The sequence below is a fragment of the Pseudoxanthomonas sp. JBR18 genome (assembly GCF_028198165.1).
GTDB lineage: Bacteria > Pseudomonadota > Gammaproteobacteria > Xanthomonadales > Xanthomonadaceae > Pseudoxanthomonas_A.
The window spans coordinates 3,291,003-3,306,220 of sequence record NZ_CP116339.1 but is presented as its reverse complement, the minus strand read 5'-3'; the positions used below and the strand labels follow the sequence as shown (position 1 = coordinate 3,306,220).

Sequence of the window (15,218 nt, the reverse complement as noted above, 5' to 3'; positions counted from 1 at the left end):
GTTCGCCGCAGCGACTGGCGCATTCCCCGCGGCATCGACAAGCACCACACGCTCCACCCACGCCCACTCACTAGACCTATGGCCGCCCGGTCCGGGGCGCGTGACCCGGTGACCATGCCCGCATGCCGGAGCACGCGGGCAGGCCACTGGCCGCATTCACGGCGCCGGGCAGTCCAGCACGTGCTGGGCGTCGGTGCCGAAACCGGAGTCGCCCAGCGAGAGCGATGTGCCCGCCGGCATGCGCAGGCCGAGCGGCACGCTGAGGTTGCCCATCTGCGCGCCGTGCGCGGCCAGGCACTTCAGCGGCACACCGACCGTACCCCAGGTCCCTATCGGCGCGGCGGCCATCGCGGCGTCCAGCGACAGCGATGCGCCGCAGCCCGGTCCGCATTCGACGAACAGGGCCGCGCCGGGCGCCGCAGGTGCGTGGTCCACACGCAGGGTCATCACCAACATCACGTCGCCGTTGGTCTCGCGCACCAGCTCCAGCGGACGCGGGGCGACGAAGGCGATGCTGGCGCCCTGCTTCCAGGTGAAGCGCCAGGAATCCTCCTGCGCCTTGCGATCCACCGGCACGATGGTCACATCGGCCGCGTCCTTCTGCCCGGAGGGCTGGGAGACCACGCGCGGGGCGGCCTGGCCGGCCTGCACGCGCACGGTCCACCCGGTGGCCGGCGCGCCACGCGCAAAGAAGCTCTGGGACCCCAGCGTCGCCAGGTCCATCCCGGCGTCCTCGGACAGCACGGCCACCTGCTGCGGATGCGCGTAGGTCAGCCCGTAGCCGTAGGCGAACTGCGGATCGTAGCCAGGCTGGCCAACATTGAGCGGGGTCTGCACCACCGTGCGCGGCCATGAGTAGGACAGGCGTCCGTGAAAATCATGCTGCACCTTGCCGCTGGCGTCGCGCAGCAGCACATCGGCCACGCCACCGCCTTCCGAGCCCGGCAGCCACGCCGCCACGAAGGCATCGCTGGCGTTGATCTCGCGGTTCATCCACAACGGACGGCCTGACAGGAACACCGCCACCACCGGGATGCCCTCGGCCTTGAGCTTCTTCAACAGCTTGAGGTCGTGGTCATCGCCCGGGCGATAGGCCAGCACCTTCAGGTCACCCTGGAACTCGGCGTAAGGGGTCTCCCCGAACACCACGACCGCGGCATCGGGCTTGCGCGTATACGTGCCGTCGGCCGAGAGCTCCGCGCTGCCGCCGGCCTTGCCGACCTGCTCGCGCAGGGCCGCGCCGATGGTCTGCGCATGCGGGAAGTCCGCCGGGGTCAGGCCGGTGCCCTGCCAGCTCAACGTCCAGCCGCCGGACTGCATCATCATGTCGTCCGCGCCGTCGCCGGCGATCAGCAGCGTCTTGCGCGGGTCCAACGGCAGCACGCCGTCGTTGTTCTTCAGCAGCACCAGCGACTCGCGGACCGCGCGACGCGCGATGGCGCGGTGCTCGGGGCTTCCCAGAAGCTCGAACTGCCCGGCTACGCCACGCGTGGACGGCTTGCCCGCCTCGAACATGCCGGCACGGAACTTCACCCGCAGGACGCGGCGTACCGCTTCGTCCAGGCGCCCGGCCGGCAGCGTGTGGTCGTTTTCCGCCGCCAGCAGGTGCTCGTAGCAGCCCTTCCAGGTGTCCGGCGCCATGATCATGTCCACGCCAGCCACGAACGCCGGTACGCAGTTCTCGCGGCTGCCGCCGGGCACACTGGCGTGGCCGTTCCAGTCACTGACCACGAAGCCGTCAAAGCCCATGCGCTTTTTCAGCACCGCATCGAGCAGCGAGGCATTGCCGCTCATCTTGACCCCGTTCCAGCTGGAGAACGACACCATCACCGCCTGCACGCCGGCCTTCAGGGCAGGCGGATAGCCGGCGCCATGCACGTCGCGCAGCGTGGCCTCGTCGATGCGCGCATCGCCCTGGTCGCGGCCTTCGAAGGTGCCGCCATCGGCCAGGAAGTGCTTGGCCGTGGCCACCACATGCGCGCCCTTGAGGAAGTCCTTGGCGCCCGGCTTGCCCTGCAGGCCCTGGATCAGCGGGCCGGCGTAGGAGCGCACCACCTCCGGATTCTCCGAGTAGCCCTCGTAGGTGCGGCCCCAACGGTCGTCCTGCGGCACGGCCAGGGTCGGTGCGAACGTCCAGTCCACGCCAGTGGCGCGCATTTCCGCGGCAGTGGCCTGCGCGATCTGGCCCATCAGCGCCGGGTCGTGGGTGGCGCCCAGGCCGATGTTGTGCGGGAACAGCGTCGCGCCGACCACGTTGTTGTGACCATGCACCGCATCGATGCCGAAGATCACCGGGATCGCGTTGTATTTGCCGTCGGCGGTGTCCATCGAGGCCGCGTAGAAATCATCGGCCAGCTGCAGCCAGGCCTGGGCCGGCGCGTTGTACTGGCCGCCCGGGTCCGAGCTGCCGCCGGCCAGGATCGAGCCCAGGCGATAGGTCTTCAGATCATCCGGGGCGATGCTGGCGATATCGGCCTGGACCACCTGCCCGACCTTCTCGGCCACGCTCATCTTGCGGATCAGCGCGGTGATGCGCGCTTCCAGCTGCGGGTCGGGTTTGATCGGCGACTGCAGCTTCGGCCACAGGTCCGGATGGGCCGTGCCCGGACCGTCCGATGGATCGGCCGCCAGGGCGGCGCCGCAGATCAGCGTGCCGACGCCCAGCAGCAATGGCAAGGCGCGGGGCCGGAATTGGCGACGGGCGACGGTGCGTTGATGACTCATGGAGTGCTCCCCAAGTAGGTGGACGCCAAGATCCATGCTGCGAGTGCAGCAGGACCAGGACGCGGAGTTTGGCAAGATGACGTCCGACTGACAGCAAGGACATCCGGGCGATGCGGGTAAGACTGGAAGACGTGGCCGCCGCGGCCGGTGTTTCGATGAAGACGGTATCGCGCGTGCTCAACCAGGAGCCGCGCGTCAGCGAGGAGACGCGGCAACGCGTGCAGGAAGTGGTGGACCGGCTGCAGTACAAGCCCAACCTGTCCGCGCGCAGCCTGGCGAGCCGGCGCACCTACGTGGTCGCGCTGGCCTACGACAATCCCTCGCGCAACTACCTGATGGAGATCCAGGGCGGCGTGCTGGATGCCTGCCGGGCCAGCCACTACAACCTGGTGCTCGCTCCGGTCATGTACGGCGAGGGCAGCGCCATCGCCGAACTGCGCGAACTGGCGCAGAACTACGGCGTCGACGGCTTCGTCCTGACCCCGCCACTGACCGACGACATGGAACTGCTGGCGTTCCTGGACGATGCCACCCTGCCCTTCGCCAGCATCGCTCCTCGCACGCCGCGTGGGCGCATCGGGGTGACCGTCGACGAGCATGCCGCGGTGTGCGAACTGATGGCGCACCTGATCGCGCTCGGCCACCGCCGCATCGGCCACATCAAGGGGCCGCCCACGCATGGTGCGGCCGAGTGGCGCTACGCGGGTTACCGCGAAGCCCTGCGCACTGCGGGAATCGCCTACGAACCCGCGCTGGTGGTCAAGGGCGAGTTCACCTTCGAGTCGGGGGTGATCGCCGCGCGGCAGTTGCTCGACCTGCCCGAGCCTCCCACCGCGATCTTCGCCGCCAACGACGACACTGCGGCCGGCGTGGTTCGGGTGGCGGGCGAGCGCGGGCTGCGCATTCCGCACGATCTGTCGGTCTGCGGCTTCGACGACACGCCGATCTCGCGCCACATCTTTCCCTCCTTGACCACCGTGCGTCAGCCCACACGCGACATGGGCCGCATCGCCACGCTGGAGGTCCTCAAGGCCATCCGCGCCCCGGACCAGGGCGACATGCTGCGCATGGACTACGCGTTGCAGCTGCGCGAGTCGACCGCCGCCCCACCCCCACATCCGTGAACGGTCTGGCGCCGGTCGTTGCCAGCGGGATCGGGTCACACGTGCAGCTTGGGTCAAGGCCTTGGCTCGGTTTCTGGGAAGCCCCGGGCGCTGCATGGCCTGCAAACGCCGCGGTGACAGCGCTGTCACGATACCCAGACCTCCCAGAATTGCATTCTGCAGCGCGGCAAAACGGCTCTGTCTGTCAGCAACGTCATCGCGCACCCCAGCTCCCGGCGAAATGGCGATGACAGGGATATCGCCATTCCTTCCCGCCGGCTATACTGCGCGGCCGCGCCGAAGTGGCGGAATGGTAGACGCAGCGGACTCAAAATCCGCCGCCCTTAAAAGCGTGTGGGTTCGAGTCCCACCTTCGGCACCAAAACAGATTCTCGACAAGGCCGGCGATTGCCGGCCTTTTTGCTGTGCGGACCGCGTTGGACTATGCAGTGCCTGGCGACACGTGTCGCTATTGCGACGCAGCATGCCCGGTCTGACAATCTTGCTAGATTGGTTTCGGCAACTCCTCACAGGACGGTCCCCCGCATGTCCATGCCCGCGCCAAAACCCACATTGCCGGCGGCCCGCGCGTCACGCAGCGTCGAACTGTGCCGACGTGGCGAACTGCGCGTCGAGAAATTTCTCGACGCGGCCACCGACGTCTTCACCGAAAAGGGCTACCAGCACGCCCGGCTGAGCGAGATCGTGGCACGCGCCGGAGGCTCGCTGGCCACGCTCTACCGCGCCTTCGGCGACAAGGAAGGCCTGGCCTTCGCCATCATCGAGCGGCGCCTGCAGTACATGGCCGACCAGCTCGACGCGATGGAACTGGACGGCCTGCCCCCGGACAAGGCCCTGCGCACCGCGGCGCGCTCGATCGCCGAAAGCCTCACCACGCGCGATGCCTATCTGGTCGCCCGGATCGTCATCGGCGAAGGGCGCGCGTTCCCAGAACTGCGCGACTTTTACTTCGACCACGCCGTGGCCAAGATCCGCAGCCGTCTGGGCGTGTATTTCCAGCGCCAGGTCGATGCCGGTGCGATGGTGCTGCACACCACCCCGGAACTGACGGCCAAGCAGTTCTTCATGATGCTGTTCGGCGACCTGACCATCCGCACGGCCTGCGGCTACATGGACAATCCGGACATGGAGGAGATCATGTCCTTCACCGACGGCGCCGTAGACCAGTTCCTGTACGGCTCGCTCCCGCGCTGAGCCCTGCACACAGCCTGCATCGGCGCCGCCTCATCCTGCCGCCCTCAGGACTGCGGCTGGAACGATGCTCGATCTCAAGAGTGGTTATCCCTGGTGGCCGGTGCGCAACGGGCTGCTGCAGGCCTTTCCCCCTGCGACGGACGACATCGTTGCCGACGTGGCCATCGTGGGCGGGGGAATCACCGCCGCGCTGATCGCCAACGAACTGGTGACCCATGGTCATTCGGTGGTCGTGCTGGAGGAGCGGGACATCGGCTGGGGCAGCACGGCCGCCAGTACGGCGCTGCTCCAGTACGAGATCGATACCCACATGACCGCGCTGGCACGACGCTATGGCCTGGACGATGCGTGGCGCGCCTACGGCGCATGCGCACAGGCCCTGGACCTGCTGGCCGAGGTGGCGCTTCAGGTGGGCGACATCGGCTACGCCCGCAACGACAGCCTTTATTACGCCAGCACAGGACAGGACCGGCCCGCCCTGCAGCGCGAATTCGCACTGCGGCACCGGCATGGGCTGGAGGTGGAATGGCTGGATCCGGTGCCCCTGTTGCTCCGCTATGGGATCCGCGCACCGGGCGCGATCCTGAGTCATCAGGCCGCGCGTGTGGACCCCTACCGCCTGACCTATGGGCTTTTCGCCCGCCTGCAAGCGCAGGGCGCCGCGATCCACGACCGCAGCAGGATCACCCGCATCCAGACCGGTTCCCACGGGGTTCGCCTGATGACCGAGCGAGGATGCCAGGTGCAGGCTGCGCATCTGGTCCTGGCGGCCGGCTACGCCAACCAGCGCTGGCTCGACAAGCCCGTCGCCCGCAACCACAGCAGCTACGCCCTGGTCAGTGAACCCATGCCGGCCGAGCAGTTGGGCTTCCTGCGTGACACGCTGCTCTGGGAATCGGCGCGCCCCTACCTCTACGTGCGCAGCACCGAAGACGGACGCCTCGTGGTCGGCGGAGAAGACGATCGCGTCGACATCCCCGCCCGGCGCGATGCCCGCGTCCTGCGTAAGGCGCGTGTGCTGAAGCGAAAGTTCGGCCGCGTGCTGCAGGATGTCGCGCTGGAGCCGGCGTTCGCCTGGGCGGGCACCTTCGCCGAGACCGACGACGGCCTGCCCTTCTTCGGTGCACATGCCCAGCACGGGCCACGTGTCCTGTTCGCGATGGCCTACGGCGGCAACGGCATCACCTATAGCATGCTGGGCGCGGGCCTGCTGCGGGCCACCATCGAAGGACGTCCGCACCCGCTTGCGGCACTGTTCTCGTTCGACCGCTTGTCACGGCGCTGAGCGGCGTGGGTACGCCGCGCCTCCCGGCCACCAGCCACGTCCGGAGAGGGCATAGCGGTCGGCGGCGCGTTCGAACGGGTTGCGCACGCTGATTCCACCGCTGAGCAGGTAGACCGGCAGAAACAACGGCCCCAGGACCATGGCCTGGAAGACATGGGCGCGTTCGTGGTCCCCCAGGCGCATGGTCGGCTCCTGGCAGCGGCCGGCGCGATGCGCATAGGTGTGGCACTGAACGTCCAGCGACGCGCCGGTGTGGACGATGACATTACCCAGCGTGATCGCCCCACCCGGCCCCCAAGGCCAAGCGGCGAAAACCAGGGCCTGTTCGCGCTTGCTGAGACTCGCCCGCGCGCCAAACGGCATACCCACCAGGCCCAGTACCAGCCCCAGCAGCGTATTGGGCACCGTCCATGCGACGCCCAGCACGAACAGCAGCGCCCGCGCGGCAGGCGTCATCGCGCGTTCTCAGGCCTCGTTGGGCATCAGCAGCCAGAGCAACAGATAGACCAGGATGCCGGGGAAGGCGACCGAAGCGATCGAGATGACTACGAACAGCACCCGCACCAGGGTGGCGTTCCAGCCGAAGCGGCGCGCAATCCCGCCCATGACGCCGGCGATCATGCGGTCATTGAGCGAACGGGCCAGGGGACGGGTCGAGGCGGGAGTATTCATGGCGATGCCTCGCGGCAGCAGGGAACGTTGTGACGGAGTCTAGCGCCGTGGACATCTGGCGCATCCACGATGCGCTCACAGCGATCAGGGACGCCGCTCAGCGGGCAGCGAGCCATTCCGCGATCGCGCTGGGCACTTCGCGCTGGGCACGGCTGGACACATAGATGCCAATGTGACCTCCACGGAAGCCCAGTTCGGCGTAGTCCTCTGTCCCGACCAGGTCGCGCAGCGCCCTGGAGGCGGCCGGCGGAACCAGGTGATCCTGCTCGGCATAGATGTTGAGCACCGGCATGTCCACCCGGGCCAGATCGATCTCCTCGCCATCCAGGACGATGCCACCCTCGACGAACCCGTTGCCCTGGTAGAACTGCTTGATGAACTGGCGGAAGGCCTCGCCCACCTGATCGGGCGAATCGAAGATCCATTTTTCCATGCGCAGGAAATCCTGCACCGCGCGGGCATCGTCCAGGATGTCCAGCAGGCCGACGTACTTCTGCACGTTCAGCCGGAACGGCTTGAGCATGAGGTAGCTGAGGTTCATCAGGTCGGCCGGCACGTTGCCCAGCGTGTCCACCAGCAGGTCCACGTCGACCAGGCGCGCCCAGTTGGACAGCATGTTGTCCGGCGTGTGGAAATCCACCGGCGTGACCATGGTGATCAGGTTGCGCACTTTGTGCGGGTGCAAGGCCGCATGGCACAGCGACAGCGCCCCGCCCTGGCAGATGCCCAGCACGTTGATCGCATCCTGCCCGCTGGCCTGGCGCAGGTGATCCACCGCGCCATCGATGAAGCGGTTGACGTAGTCGTCGAGCAGCAGGAAGCGATCCGAGCGGTCCGGATAGCCCCAGTCGATCAGGTACACATCCTGGCCCTGGGCCAGCAGGCCCCTCACCAGCGACCGGTCTTGCTGCAGGTCGACCATGTAGGGGCGATTGACCAGGGCGTAGGTGATCAGCAACGGCACCTGTTCGGTCGGTGCGCTCTCGCCGATGAAGCGATACAGGACCACCTTGCCATCGCGCCAGACCTCCTGACGCGGGGTGACGCCGTAATGCACATCGCCCACTTCCGGAAGGGTGCGCAGCCCCTCGCCCAGCTTGCGCCGCAAGGAAGCCGCCTCGGCGGCCAACGCGTCGGCGGTGACGTTCAGGGGACTGATCATCGGGCCGGCTTCCTGCTGGAGGCACGGCGCCCAGGCTTCGAAGTCGCTTTACTGGGTTTGCTTCCGGAAGCCGCAGTGGACTTGTCGGCAGTTGCCTTCTTGGTTGCCTTCTTGGTTGCCTTCTTAGCGGCCTTCTTGCTGGCTTTCTTGGCGGTTTGCGTAGTGGTTTGTGTGGCAGCTGGCTTGGCGGACGCCTGCGCGCGCGGGGACTTCCCGGCCGCCTGCGGCCTGGGCGTGGCCTTGCCTTTCGTGGCGCCGGCCCGTGGGCGCCCGGTGGTGGATGCGCGCTTGGGCGGAGCACGCGTTCCCGCCGGCTCTGCTCCGGCACGTGCCGCACCGGGCTCGCGCATCATCCGGCGCAGCAGCCGTTCGAGCTCGGCGATCTTGCGATGGGCCGCATCGACCTCGCTGCGGGTGGGCAGGCCCAGCATGCCCCCCAGTTGCTCGACCTCACGCTGCAGACCCGCACGCATGCGCATCTGCGCATTGGCCAGTTGGCCGTACACCTCGCGAAATTCCTCGGACAGCGCCATGCGGGCATAGGCGTCCTCGGCCGCGTCGATCCACTCATCAAACAACGCCCGCGCACTATCCAGCGGATTGCCCTGCCCAGCGCGCGCGCCGAGTTTCTCTTCGAACAATGCGTAGGCCTGTCGCGAGGCCTCCTCCAGCATGGCCTGGTAGGCGGCATTGGCTTCGCGCAGCAGCTGCTGGGTCTGCAACAAGGTCTTCCAGCGCTGCTGGTGCTCGCGCGCCGGCCCGAACGCCGGTGTCCTGGCCCAGTCCTCGAGGGGACCGCGCAGCGATTCCAGCCATGGCATCCACTGCTCGCTAAAGCCGTCCAGTCCCGTCGCGCCCTGGCCGAACAGATCACCGAACAGATCCGGGTACGGGCGCGCCTCGGTGGCGCCGAGCGCCTCGCGCCAGGCCGCCACGATCTCGGCGGGCGTGTTGTCGCGATCGGCGAACCGCGCGGCGACCTGCTGCATGCGTCCGAACCAATGCCGGGCCATGCCGTCGAAGCGCTCCATCACATCGCCAGCACCGACGCCTTCGGGCGGAGTCCAGCCCGGCCAACCGCCTGGCACCTGCTGCCAAGCCGGGGCGGCGGACTCCAGCGGTGCCGAGGCCATCTTGCGCAGCGCCTCGCCCCAGGTCTCCCAGACCTGGTGCGCCATGGCGTCCACACCTTCGCCCCAACCCGATTGCGTACCCGACATCACGGTCTCCCAGTGGTGACTCGATGATAGCAACGCTGGACGCAGGCGCCCGGCCTAGGGTTTGGGAATGTGAATGGTCTTGCTGATCATCAGCGAGCCGGACACGGCGAAGAGCGCCACCAGCGGGTGCAACTGCCAGGGGCCGAGTTGCCACTGCCCCCACCACAGGTTCGCCCCGATATGTCCCATCGCTGCGGCGATGGCCAGCACGATCACCAGTCCCAGGCTGGTCGGGATCGGCGTGCCTTCGAAATAGGTCACCTTGCCCTCATCCCCGGATAGCGACTCGGCGGTGACGTTGTAGCGTGCCAGCCGACTCACGCCGCAGCAGACGAAATAGCTCAGCACCAGCCAGTCCCAGCCGCCCTGCAGCCCGCAGGCATAGGCCAGCGCGGCCGGCGCCACCCCGAAGGAAATCACATCGGCCAGCGAGTCCAGTTCGCGCCCCAGGGTGGAGGAGGTCTTGCGCCAGCGTGCCACGCGGCCATCGAGCGCATCGAAGATGAAGGCCAGCGGGATCAGCGCCATGCCGGCCAGCAGGACGCCGCGGCGCCCCTGTTGCATGTAATGCAACGCGGCGAACACCGCCCCGGTCCCACAGAACGCGTTACCAAGGGTGAACCAGTCAGCCAGGCGGAAGTCACGCAGCATGGAGAAGTGGCGTTGTCGGGACATGGCGGCGACCGGAGTGTTCAAGGGAGGCGCCAGCGTGCCTGTCCGGCTGTCATGCGGCAATCAAGATCGCTTCATCTCAGCGACACACCCACCGCGATGTTCCACGCCACTGCTGGGATCAGCGCAAATTGGTGCGGTCATTTTTTCGCCATTCCGCTTGACACGCCTGCCCTGCAAAGCGCTCAGGTGGTTATCCACATCTTTGTCCTGAAGTCATCCACATCTCCTGTGGATCAACCGACACCGCATGGTCATTTTTTCGCCATCGTCGCTGCATCGCAGGACTGGCAAGGGCGCGCGCGGGTTATCCACACGATTGCCCCAACACTCATCCACACCTGCTGTGGATGAAGTGCACCGGCACCGCCTTCAGCAGCGGCTGACGTTCCACGAGATCATGCGTCCTTCCTTGTAGGGCATCACGCCGTGGAAGCTACGCGGGTCGTCGTCGAACACCAGGGGCAGGAAGTGCCGGTCGCCCTCCCACAGCGGCAGCTCAAGCAGCCGGTCCACGTCGACCCATTCCAGCGTGCCTTCGGGATTGGATGTCATCGGCGTCCCGCTCCACGCGCTGACGACGAACACAAAAGCCAGCCAATCCTCGCCATGCTTGCCGAAGCCGGGCCAGCTCAGCGTGCCGCGCAGTGAGATCGCATCGCACTCGATGCCGGCTTCTTCGCGGATCTCGCGGCGCATGCAGGCCAGCGCGTCCTCGTCCGGCTCCATCTTCCCGCCCAGCCCGTTGTACTTGCCCAGGTGATGGTCGTTGGGTCGCGCATTGCGATGGATCATCAGCACCTGTTTCCCGTCCGGGGACAGCACGTAACCGAGCGTGGCGACGATGGGCGTATAGGGCATGGCAGGGCTTAGCGAATCGGAAGACAGTGCATTGTAGAGGTCCTGCGCCGTACGTCCGCCTTTGAAGCAGGCGCATAAAACGCGAAAGGCGGGCCCATGGCCCGCCTTTCGCTTGCAGCACGTCGTTGCAGCGACCGATTACTCGGTGGCCACGCCCTCGCCTTCTTCCACGGCCTTCATGGACAGGCGGATGCGGCCCTGCTTGTCCACTTCCAGCACCTTGACCTTGACCACGTCGCCTTCCTTGAGCTTGTCGGAGACCTTCTCCACGCGCTCGGCGGAAATCTGCGAGACGTGGACCAGGCCGTCCTTGCCCGGGGCGATGGTCACGAACGCGCCGAAATCCATCAGCTTGGCGACCTTGCCCTCGTAGATGCGGCCCGGCTCGATGTCCGAGGTGATCTGCTCGATGCGCGACTTGGCGGCCTGGCCGGCGGCGCCGTTCACCGAGGCGATGGTGATGGTGCCGTCGTCCTGGATGTCGATCTGGGTGCCGGTCTCCTTGGTGATGCCCTGGATGACCGAACCGCCCTTGCCGATGACTTCGCGGATCTTGTCGGGGTGGATCTTGATGGTGATCAGGCGCGGCGCGTAATCCGACAGCTCGGCACGCGGGCCGGTCAGGGCCTTGGACATCTCGCCGAGGATATGCAGACGGCCGGCCTTGGCCTGCTCCAGCGCCTGCTTCATGATCTCTTCGGTGATGCCTTCGATCTTGATGTCCATCTGCAGCGCGGACACGCCTTCGGAGGTACCGGCGACCTTGAAGTCCATGTCGCCCAGGTGATCTTCGTCACCCAGGATGTCGGACAGGACCACGAAGCGGTCTTCTTCCTTCACCAGGCCCATCGCGATGCCCGCGACCGGTGCCTTGACCGGCACGCCGGCGTCCATCAGGGCCAGCGAGGAGCCGCAGACCGAGGCCATCGACGAGGAACCGTTGGACTCGGTGATTTCCGAGACCACGCGGATGGTGTACGGGAACTCTTCCATGGTCGGCATCACGGCCAGCACGCCGCGCTTGGCCAGGCGGCCGTGGCCGATCTCGCGACGCTTGGGCGCGCCGAAACGGCCGCACTCACCCACCGAATAGGGCGGGAAGTTGTAATGGAACAGGAAGTTGTCCTTGTACTCGCCGCTGACCGCGTCGATCACCTGGCCGTCGCGGGCGGTGCCCAGCGTGGTAACCACGATGGCCTGGGTCTCGCCACGGGTGAACAGCGCCGAACCGTGGGTACGCGGCAGCACGCTGGCCTGCGCCGAGATCGGACGCACGGTGTCCAGGGCGCGGCCGTCGATGCGGATCTTGGTGTCCAGCACCGAGTCGCGCATGGTGCGGTATTCCAGCTCGCCGAATTCCTTGGACAGCTCGGCCGGGTTCCAGCCTTCGGATTCGACGCGGCCGGCCAGGGCCTCGGTCACGTCCTTCTTGATCGCCGCGATGGCGTCGCGACGCTGCAGCTTGTCGCGCACCTGGAAGGCTTCGGCCAGCTTGCCGCCGACGGCTTCCTTCAGCGCGGCGATCAGCACTTCGTTCTTGGCCGGGGCCACCCAGGTCGACGGCTTGGTGCCGGCTTCCACGGTCAGCTCGTTGATCGCGTTGATCACCTTCTGCATCTCGCGATGGCCAAAGGTCACCGCGCCCAGCATGACTTCTTCGGACAGCAACGCGGCTTCGGATTCGACCATCAGCACGGCGTTGGCGGTGCCGGCCACGACCAGCTCCAGCTGCGAGTCCTTCAGCTCGGACACGGTCGGGTTGAGGATGTACTCACCGTTCTTGTAACCGACCTTGGCGGCACCGATCGGACCCTTGAACGGGGTGCCGGCCAGCGACAGGGCGGCCGAGGCGCCGATCAGGGCGGCGATGTCGCCGTCGATCTCGGGGTTCAGCGACATCACCGTGGCGATGATCTGGACCTCGTTCTTGTAGTCCTCCGGGAACAGCGGACGGATCGGACGATCGATCAGGCGCGAGATCAGGGTTTCCTTCTCCGTGGCGCGGCCTTCGCGCTTGAAGAAGCCACCGGGGATACGGCCGCCGGCGTAGAACTTTTCCTGGTAATCCACCGTCAGCGGGAAGAAGTCCTGCCCTTCTCGCGCGCTCTTGGCGGCGACGGCACTGACCAGCAGCACGGTGTCGTCCATCTTGACGATGACGGCACCACTGGCCTGACGGGCGATCTCGCCGGTCTCGAGGGTGACGGTGTGTTTGCCGTACTGGAAGGTCTTAGTGATTTTTGCCACGTGGGTTTCCTAGGGTCTCGAATCTGGTTGTCCCGTCTGCGACCCCTGTCGCGCGCGGGCGGCCACCGTATGCGGCCATGTTGCAGTGCGATTTTTCCGGAGCCCGGAAAAAACGAACCGCGGCGCATCACTGCGCCGCGGTTGTTCGTCTGGTTTTAGCGACGCAGACCCAGCTTTTCGATGAGGGCCTTGTAGCGCGGGGCGTCCTTGCGGTGCAGGTAATCCAGCAAGCTGCGGCGCTGGTTCACCAGCTGCAGCAGGCCGCGGCGGCTGTGGTGATCCTTCTTGTGGGTCTTGAAGTGACCGGAGAGCAACTCGATGCGGGCGGTCAGCAGGGCGACCTGGACTTCCGGGGAGCCGGTGTCGTTGGCGCCGCGCTTGTTCTCTTCGATGACTTTCTGGGTATCAATGGACATGTGACTTCTCTGGTTGATGCGAAACCTGCAGGAACGCGGACTGTCCACCGCGCGCACCGCCTGGTCCGCCGCTTGCGATTGAGGAATGGCCGTCGTGCGGCCCGGGTGCCTGAAAAGGCCGCAGCATTGTAGGCTCCGCCCCCCTGCGGCACAAGGTTTCAGCCGTGTGGCAATCCACCGCCGGTCGGCCAGTTGAACAACCGCTGGGGTGCCAGGACCCCCTCGCGGGACAGCTGGGCCAGCCCCAGGACCGTGCCGGACGCCGAAAACGCCGCCACCGCCCCGGCCGGGCCGGGCACGTGGTTGAGCCGCTGTCCCTGGCTGAACCGCGCCGCCGCCTCGTCGGTGAGGTCGATCCGCGGCCAACCGACCAGGCCTGCTTCCAGCGGAAGCAGGCACGCGTGCAGCGATTGGGGATCGCGGCTGGCCAGGGCTTCGAGCTGTTCGATGGTCCACATGCGCGGCTCCCGGAACGGTTCGACCCACAGCCGGCGCAGTTCGGCCACATGCGCCCCGCAGCCCAGCGCTTCGCCCAGATCACGGACCAGGCTGCGCACATAGGTCCCCGAGCCGCACTCCACGTGCAGCCGCAGCAAGGGGCGCCCCTGGTCGAGCAGATCGTCGGCGGCCTGCAGTTCGAACACGCGCACCTGAACCTCGCGGGCGCCCACCTCGACCAGCTCCCCGCGCCGGGCCTTGGCGTAGAGCGGCTCCCCCCCGCGCTTGAGCGCGGAATAGATCGGCGGCCGCTGCTGGATGTTCCCGGTCAGCCCGCGCAAGGCGGCATCGAGCCGATCGATCGGATAGGCGCCGACCTCGCGCTCGCGCAGCACCACGCCTTCGGCGTCGTCGGTATCGGTGACCTGGCCCAAACGGGCCACGGTGTCGTAGGCCTTGCTCGCACCGAGCAGGCTGCCGGCGATCTTGGTCGCCTCACCAAAGCAGATGGGCAGCAGCCCCGTCGCCAACGGGTCCAGCGCGCCGGTGTGACCGCCTTTCTCGGCACAGAACAGGTGCCGCACACGCTGCAGCGCCTGGTTGGAGCTCATGCCCGTGGGCTTGTCCAGCAACAGGATGCCGTCGACTCGCCGGAATCTGGTCCGGGGCCGCTGCACACGCCCTTGCCCGGCACGGCGCTTGCCGCCGCGGCCGGCGCCGTCGGCGTCCGGAGTGGCGGCGGAATCGTCGTGGACCATCAGTCGTCGTCTGACTCGGTGCTGGGCGGCAGCGGGTTTTCGCGCAGCAGGGTCTCGATGCGCTCGCCCTTGTCGACCGAGTCGTCGTAATGGAAATGCAGTTCGGGCACATGGCGCATCTTCACCGCCCGGCCCAGGCCGTAACGGATCTGTGGCGCCAGTTCCTTCAGGCCCTTGACCGCCTCGGCCGAACGCTCGGGCATCAGGGCGGTCACGAAGACCTTGGCGTGGGCCAGGTCACGGCTGACCTCCACGTCGGAGACGCTGACCGAAGGCAGGCCGTGCTCACGCACGGCGGCATGAACCAGCGTCCCCAGCTCCCGGCGGAGCTGAGCAGAAACGCGGTCGGTACGATGGAAGGATTTGCTTGGCATGGCATCAAGGCAATGCGGCGATCACGGCGCCCGCTGGACCGGCGGCTCCTTGCGGAGCCGCGGCCGTGCGG

General features: G+C 67.1%; 14 protein-coding genes and 1 tRNA gene. 4 read left to right on the top strand and 11 right to left on the bottom strand.

What is annotated here, in order from left to right:
* Positions 1–156: 156 nt before the first annotated feature.
* Positions 157–2,511, bottom strand: coding sequence for a glycoside hydrolase family 3 protein (locus PJ250_RS14900; RefSeq protein ID WP_271648664.1), 2,355 nt, complete (start codon positions 2,509–2,511; stop codon positions 157–159).
* 323 nt (positions 2,512–2,834) lie between these two features.
* Here PJ250_RS14900 and PJ250_RS14895 point away from each other — a divergent pair, with 323 nt between their 5' ends.
* The 4 genes from PJ250_RS14895 (at position 2,835) to PJ250_RS14880 (ending at position 6,327) form a co-directional block, all read left to right on the top strand.
* The gene (locus PJ250_RS14895; protein ID WP_271645350.1) at positions 2,835–3,848 is read left to right on the top strand and encodes a LacI family DNA-binding transcriptional regulator; all 1,014 of its coding nucleotides are present in this window, start codon (positions 2,835–2,837) and stop codon (positions 3,846–3,848) included.
* A 275-nt stretch (positions 3,849–4,123) separates the two neighbouring features.
* Positions 4,124–4,209: transfer RNA gene (locus PJ250_RS14890), tRNA-Leu, on the top strand.
* 164 nt (positions 4,210–4,373) lie between these two features.
* Positions 4,374–5,042: a TetR/AcrR family transcriptional regulator gene (locus PJ250_RS14885; RefSeq protein WP_271645349.1), complete on the top strand. Its 669-nt coding sequence runs from the start codon at positions 4,374–4,376 to the stop codon at positions 5,040–5,042.
* Between the two features lie 64 nt (positions 5,043–5,106).
* Positions 5,107–6,327 (top strand): NAD(P)/FAD-dependent oxidoreductase, encoded by a 1,221-nt coding sequence (locus tag PJ250_RS14880; RefSeq protein ID WP_271645348.1) that lies wholly within the window; start codon positions 5,107–5,109, stop codon positions 6,325–6,327.
* On the opposite strand, the gene PJ250_RS14875 is transcribed toward PJ250_RS14880, so the two are convergent.
* From PJ250_RS14875 to rbfA, 10 genes are all read right to left on the bottom strand, one after another.
* A complete protein-coding gene (locus PJ250_RS14875) occupies positions 6,316–6,783 on the bottom strand; it encodes a hypothetical protein (RefSeq protein ID WP_271645347.1) in 468 nt (155 codons plus the stop codon). The two genes, PJ250_RS14880 and PJ250_RS14875, sit on opposite strands and share 12 nt — an antisense overlap.
* Before the next feature lie 9 nt (positions 6,784–6,792).
* Positions 6,793–6,999, bottom strand: a complete 207-nt coding sequence (locus PJ250_RS14870; RefSeq protein WP_271645346.1) for a PspC domain-containing protein — start codon at positions 6,997–6,999, stop codon at positions 6,793–6,795.
* A 97-nt stretch (positions 7,000–7,096) separates the two neighbouring features.
* A complete protein-coding gene (locus PJ250_RS14865) occupies positions 7,097–8,161 on the bottom strand; it encodes a class III poly(R)-hydroxyalkanoic acid synthase subunit PhaC (RefSeq protein WP_271645345.1) in 1,065 nt (354 codons plus the stop codon).
* Positions 8,158–9,381 (bottom strand): class III poly(R)-hydroxyalkanoic acid synthase subunit PhaE, encoded by a 1,224-nt coding sequence (gene phaE, locus PJ250_RS14860; protein WP_271645344.1) that lies wholly within the window; start codon positions 9,379–9,381, stop codon positions 8,158–8,160. The genes PJ250_RS14865 and phaE overlap by 4 nt, the downstream gene beginning before the upstream one ends.
* A 54-nt stretch (positions 9,382–9,435) precedes the next feature.
* The gene (gene pssA, locus PJ250_RS14855) at positions 9,436–10,056 is read right to left on the bottom strand and encodes a CDP-diacylglycerol--serine O-phosphatidyltransferase (RefSeq protein ID WP_271645343.1); all 621 of its coding nucleotides are present in this window, start codon (positions 10,054–10,056) and stop codon (positions 9,436–9,438) included.
* Positions 10,057–10,425: 369 nt separating this feature from the next.
* Positions 10,426–10,914 carry an NUDIX hydrolase gene (locus PJ250_RS14850; RefSeq protein WP_271645342.1) on the bottom strand — a complete coding sequence of 163 codons (489 nt, stop codon included), beginning with the start codon at positions 10,912–10,914 and terminating at the stop codon, positions 10,426–10,428.
* A gap of 138 nt (positions 10,915–11,052) precedes the next feature.
* Positions 11,053–13,161 carry a polyribonucleotide nucleotidyltransferase gene (gene pnp / locus PJ250_RS14845; RefSeq protein WP_271645341.1) on the bottom strand — a complete coding sequence of 703 codons (2,109 nt, stop codon included), beginning with the start codon at positions 13,159–13,161 and terminating at the stop codon, positions 11,053–11,055.
* A 155-nt stretch (positions 13,162–13,316) separates the two neighbouring features.
* Positions 13,317–13,577 carry a 30S ribosomal protein S15 gene (rpsO, locus tag PJ250_RS14840; RefSeq protein ID WP_271645340.1) on the bottom strand — a complete coding sequence of 87 codons (261 nt, stop codon included), beginning with the start codon at positions 13,575–13,577 and terminating at the stop codon, positions 13,317–13,319.
* A 158-nt stretch (positions 13,578–13,735) separates the two neighbouring features.
* Positions 13,736–14,773: a tRNA pseudouridine(55) synthase TruB gene (truB, locus tag PJ250_RS14835; RefSeq protein ID WP_271645339.1), complete on the bottom strand. Its 1,038-nt coding sequence runs from the start codon at positions 14,771–14,773 to the stop codon at positions 13,736–13,738.
* Complete coding sequence (gene rbfA / locus PJ250_RS14830) at positions 14,773–15,147, bottom strand: 30S ribosome-binding factor RbfA (RefSeq protein WP_271645338.1); 375 nt, start codon at positions 15,145–15,147, stop codon at positions 14,773–14,775. The genes truB and rbfA overlap by 1 nt, the downstream gene beginning before the upstream one ends.
* Positions 15,148–15,218: the final 71 nt, after the last annotated feature.

Bases quoted from the DNA above. Each gene is read 5' to 3' on its own strand.
- PJ250_RS14900 (WP_271648664.1), bottom strand. From the start codon at position 2,511: ATGAGCGTGGCCGAGAAGGTCGGGCAGGTGGTCCAGGCCGATATCGCC.
- PJ250_RS14895 (WP_271645350.1), top strand. From the start codon at position 2,835: ATGCGGGTAAGACTGGAAGACGTGGCCGCCGCGGCCGGTGTTTCGATG.
- PJ250_RS14885 (WP_271645349.1), top strand. From the start codon at position 4,374: ATGTCCATGCCCGCGCCAAAACCCACATTGCCGGCGGCCCGCGCGTCA.
- PJ250_RS14880 (WP_271645348.1), top strand. From the start codon at position 5,107: ATGCTCGATCTCAAGAGTGGTTATCCCTGGTGGCCGGTGCGCAACGGG.
- PJ250_RS14875 (WP_271645347.1), bottom strand. From the start codon at position 6,783: ATGACGCCTGCCGCGCGGGCGCTGCTGTTCGTGCTGGGCGTCGCATGG.
- PJ250_RS14870 (WP_271645346.1), bottom strand. From the start codon at position 6,999: ATGAATACTCCCGCCTCGACCCGTCCCCTGGCCCGTTCGCTCAATGAC.
- PJ250_RS14865 (WP_271645345.1), bottom strand. From the start codon at position 8,161: ATGATCAGTCCCCTGAACGTCACCGCCGACGCGTTGGCCGCCGAGGCG.
- phaE (WP_271645344.1), bottom strand. From the start codon at position 9,381: ATGTCGGGTACGCAATCGGGTTGGGGCGAAGGTGTGGACGCCATGGCG.
- pssA (WP_271645343.1), bottom strand. From the start codon at position 10,056: ATGTCCCGACAACGCCACTTCTCCATGCTGCGTGACTTCCGCCTGGCT.
- PJ250_RS14850 (WP_271645342.1), bottom strand. From the start codon at position 10,914: ATGCCCTATACGCCCATCGTCGCCACGCTCGGTTACGTGCTGTCCCCG.
- rpsO (WP_271645340.1), bottom strand. From the start codon at position 13,577: ATGTCCATTGATACCCAGAAAGTCATCGAAGAGAACAAGCGCGGCGCC.
- truB (WP_271645339.1), bottom strand. From the start codon at position 14,773: ATGGTCCACGACGATTCCGCCGCCACTCCGGACGCCGACGGCGCCGGC.
- rbfA (WP_271645338.1), bottom strand. From the start codon at position 15,147: ATGCCAAGCAAATCCTTCCATCGTACCGACCGCGTTTCTGCTCAGCTC.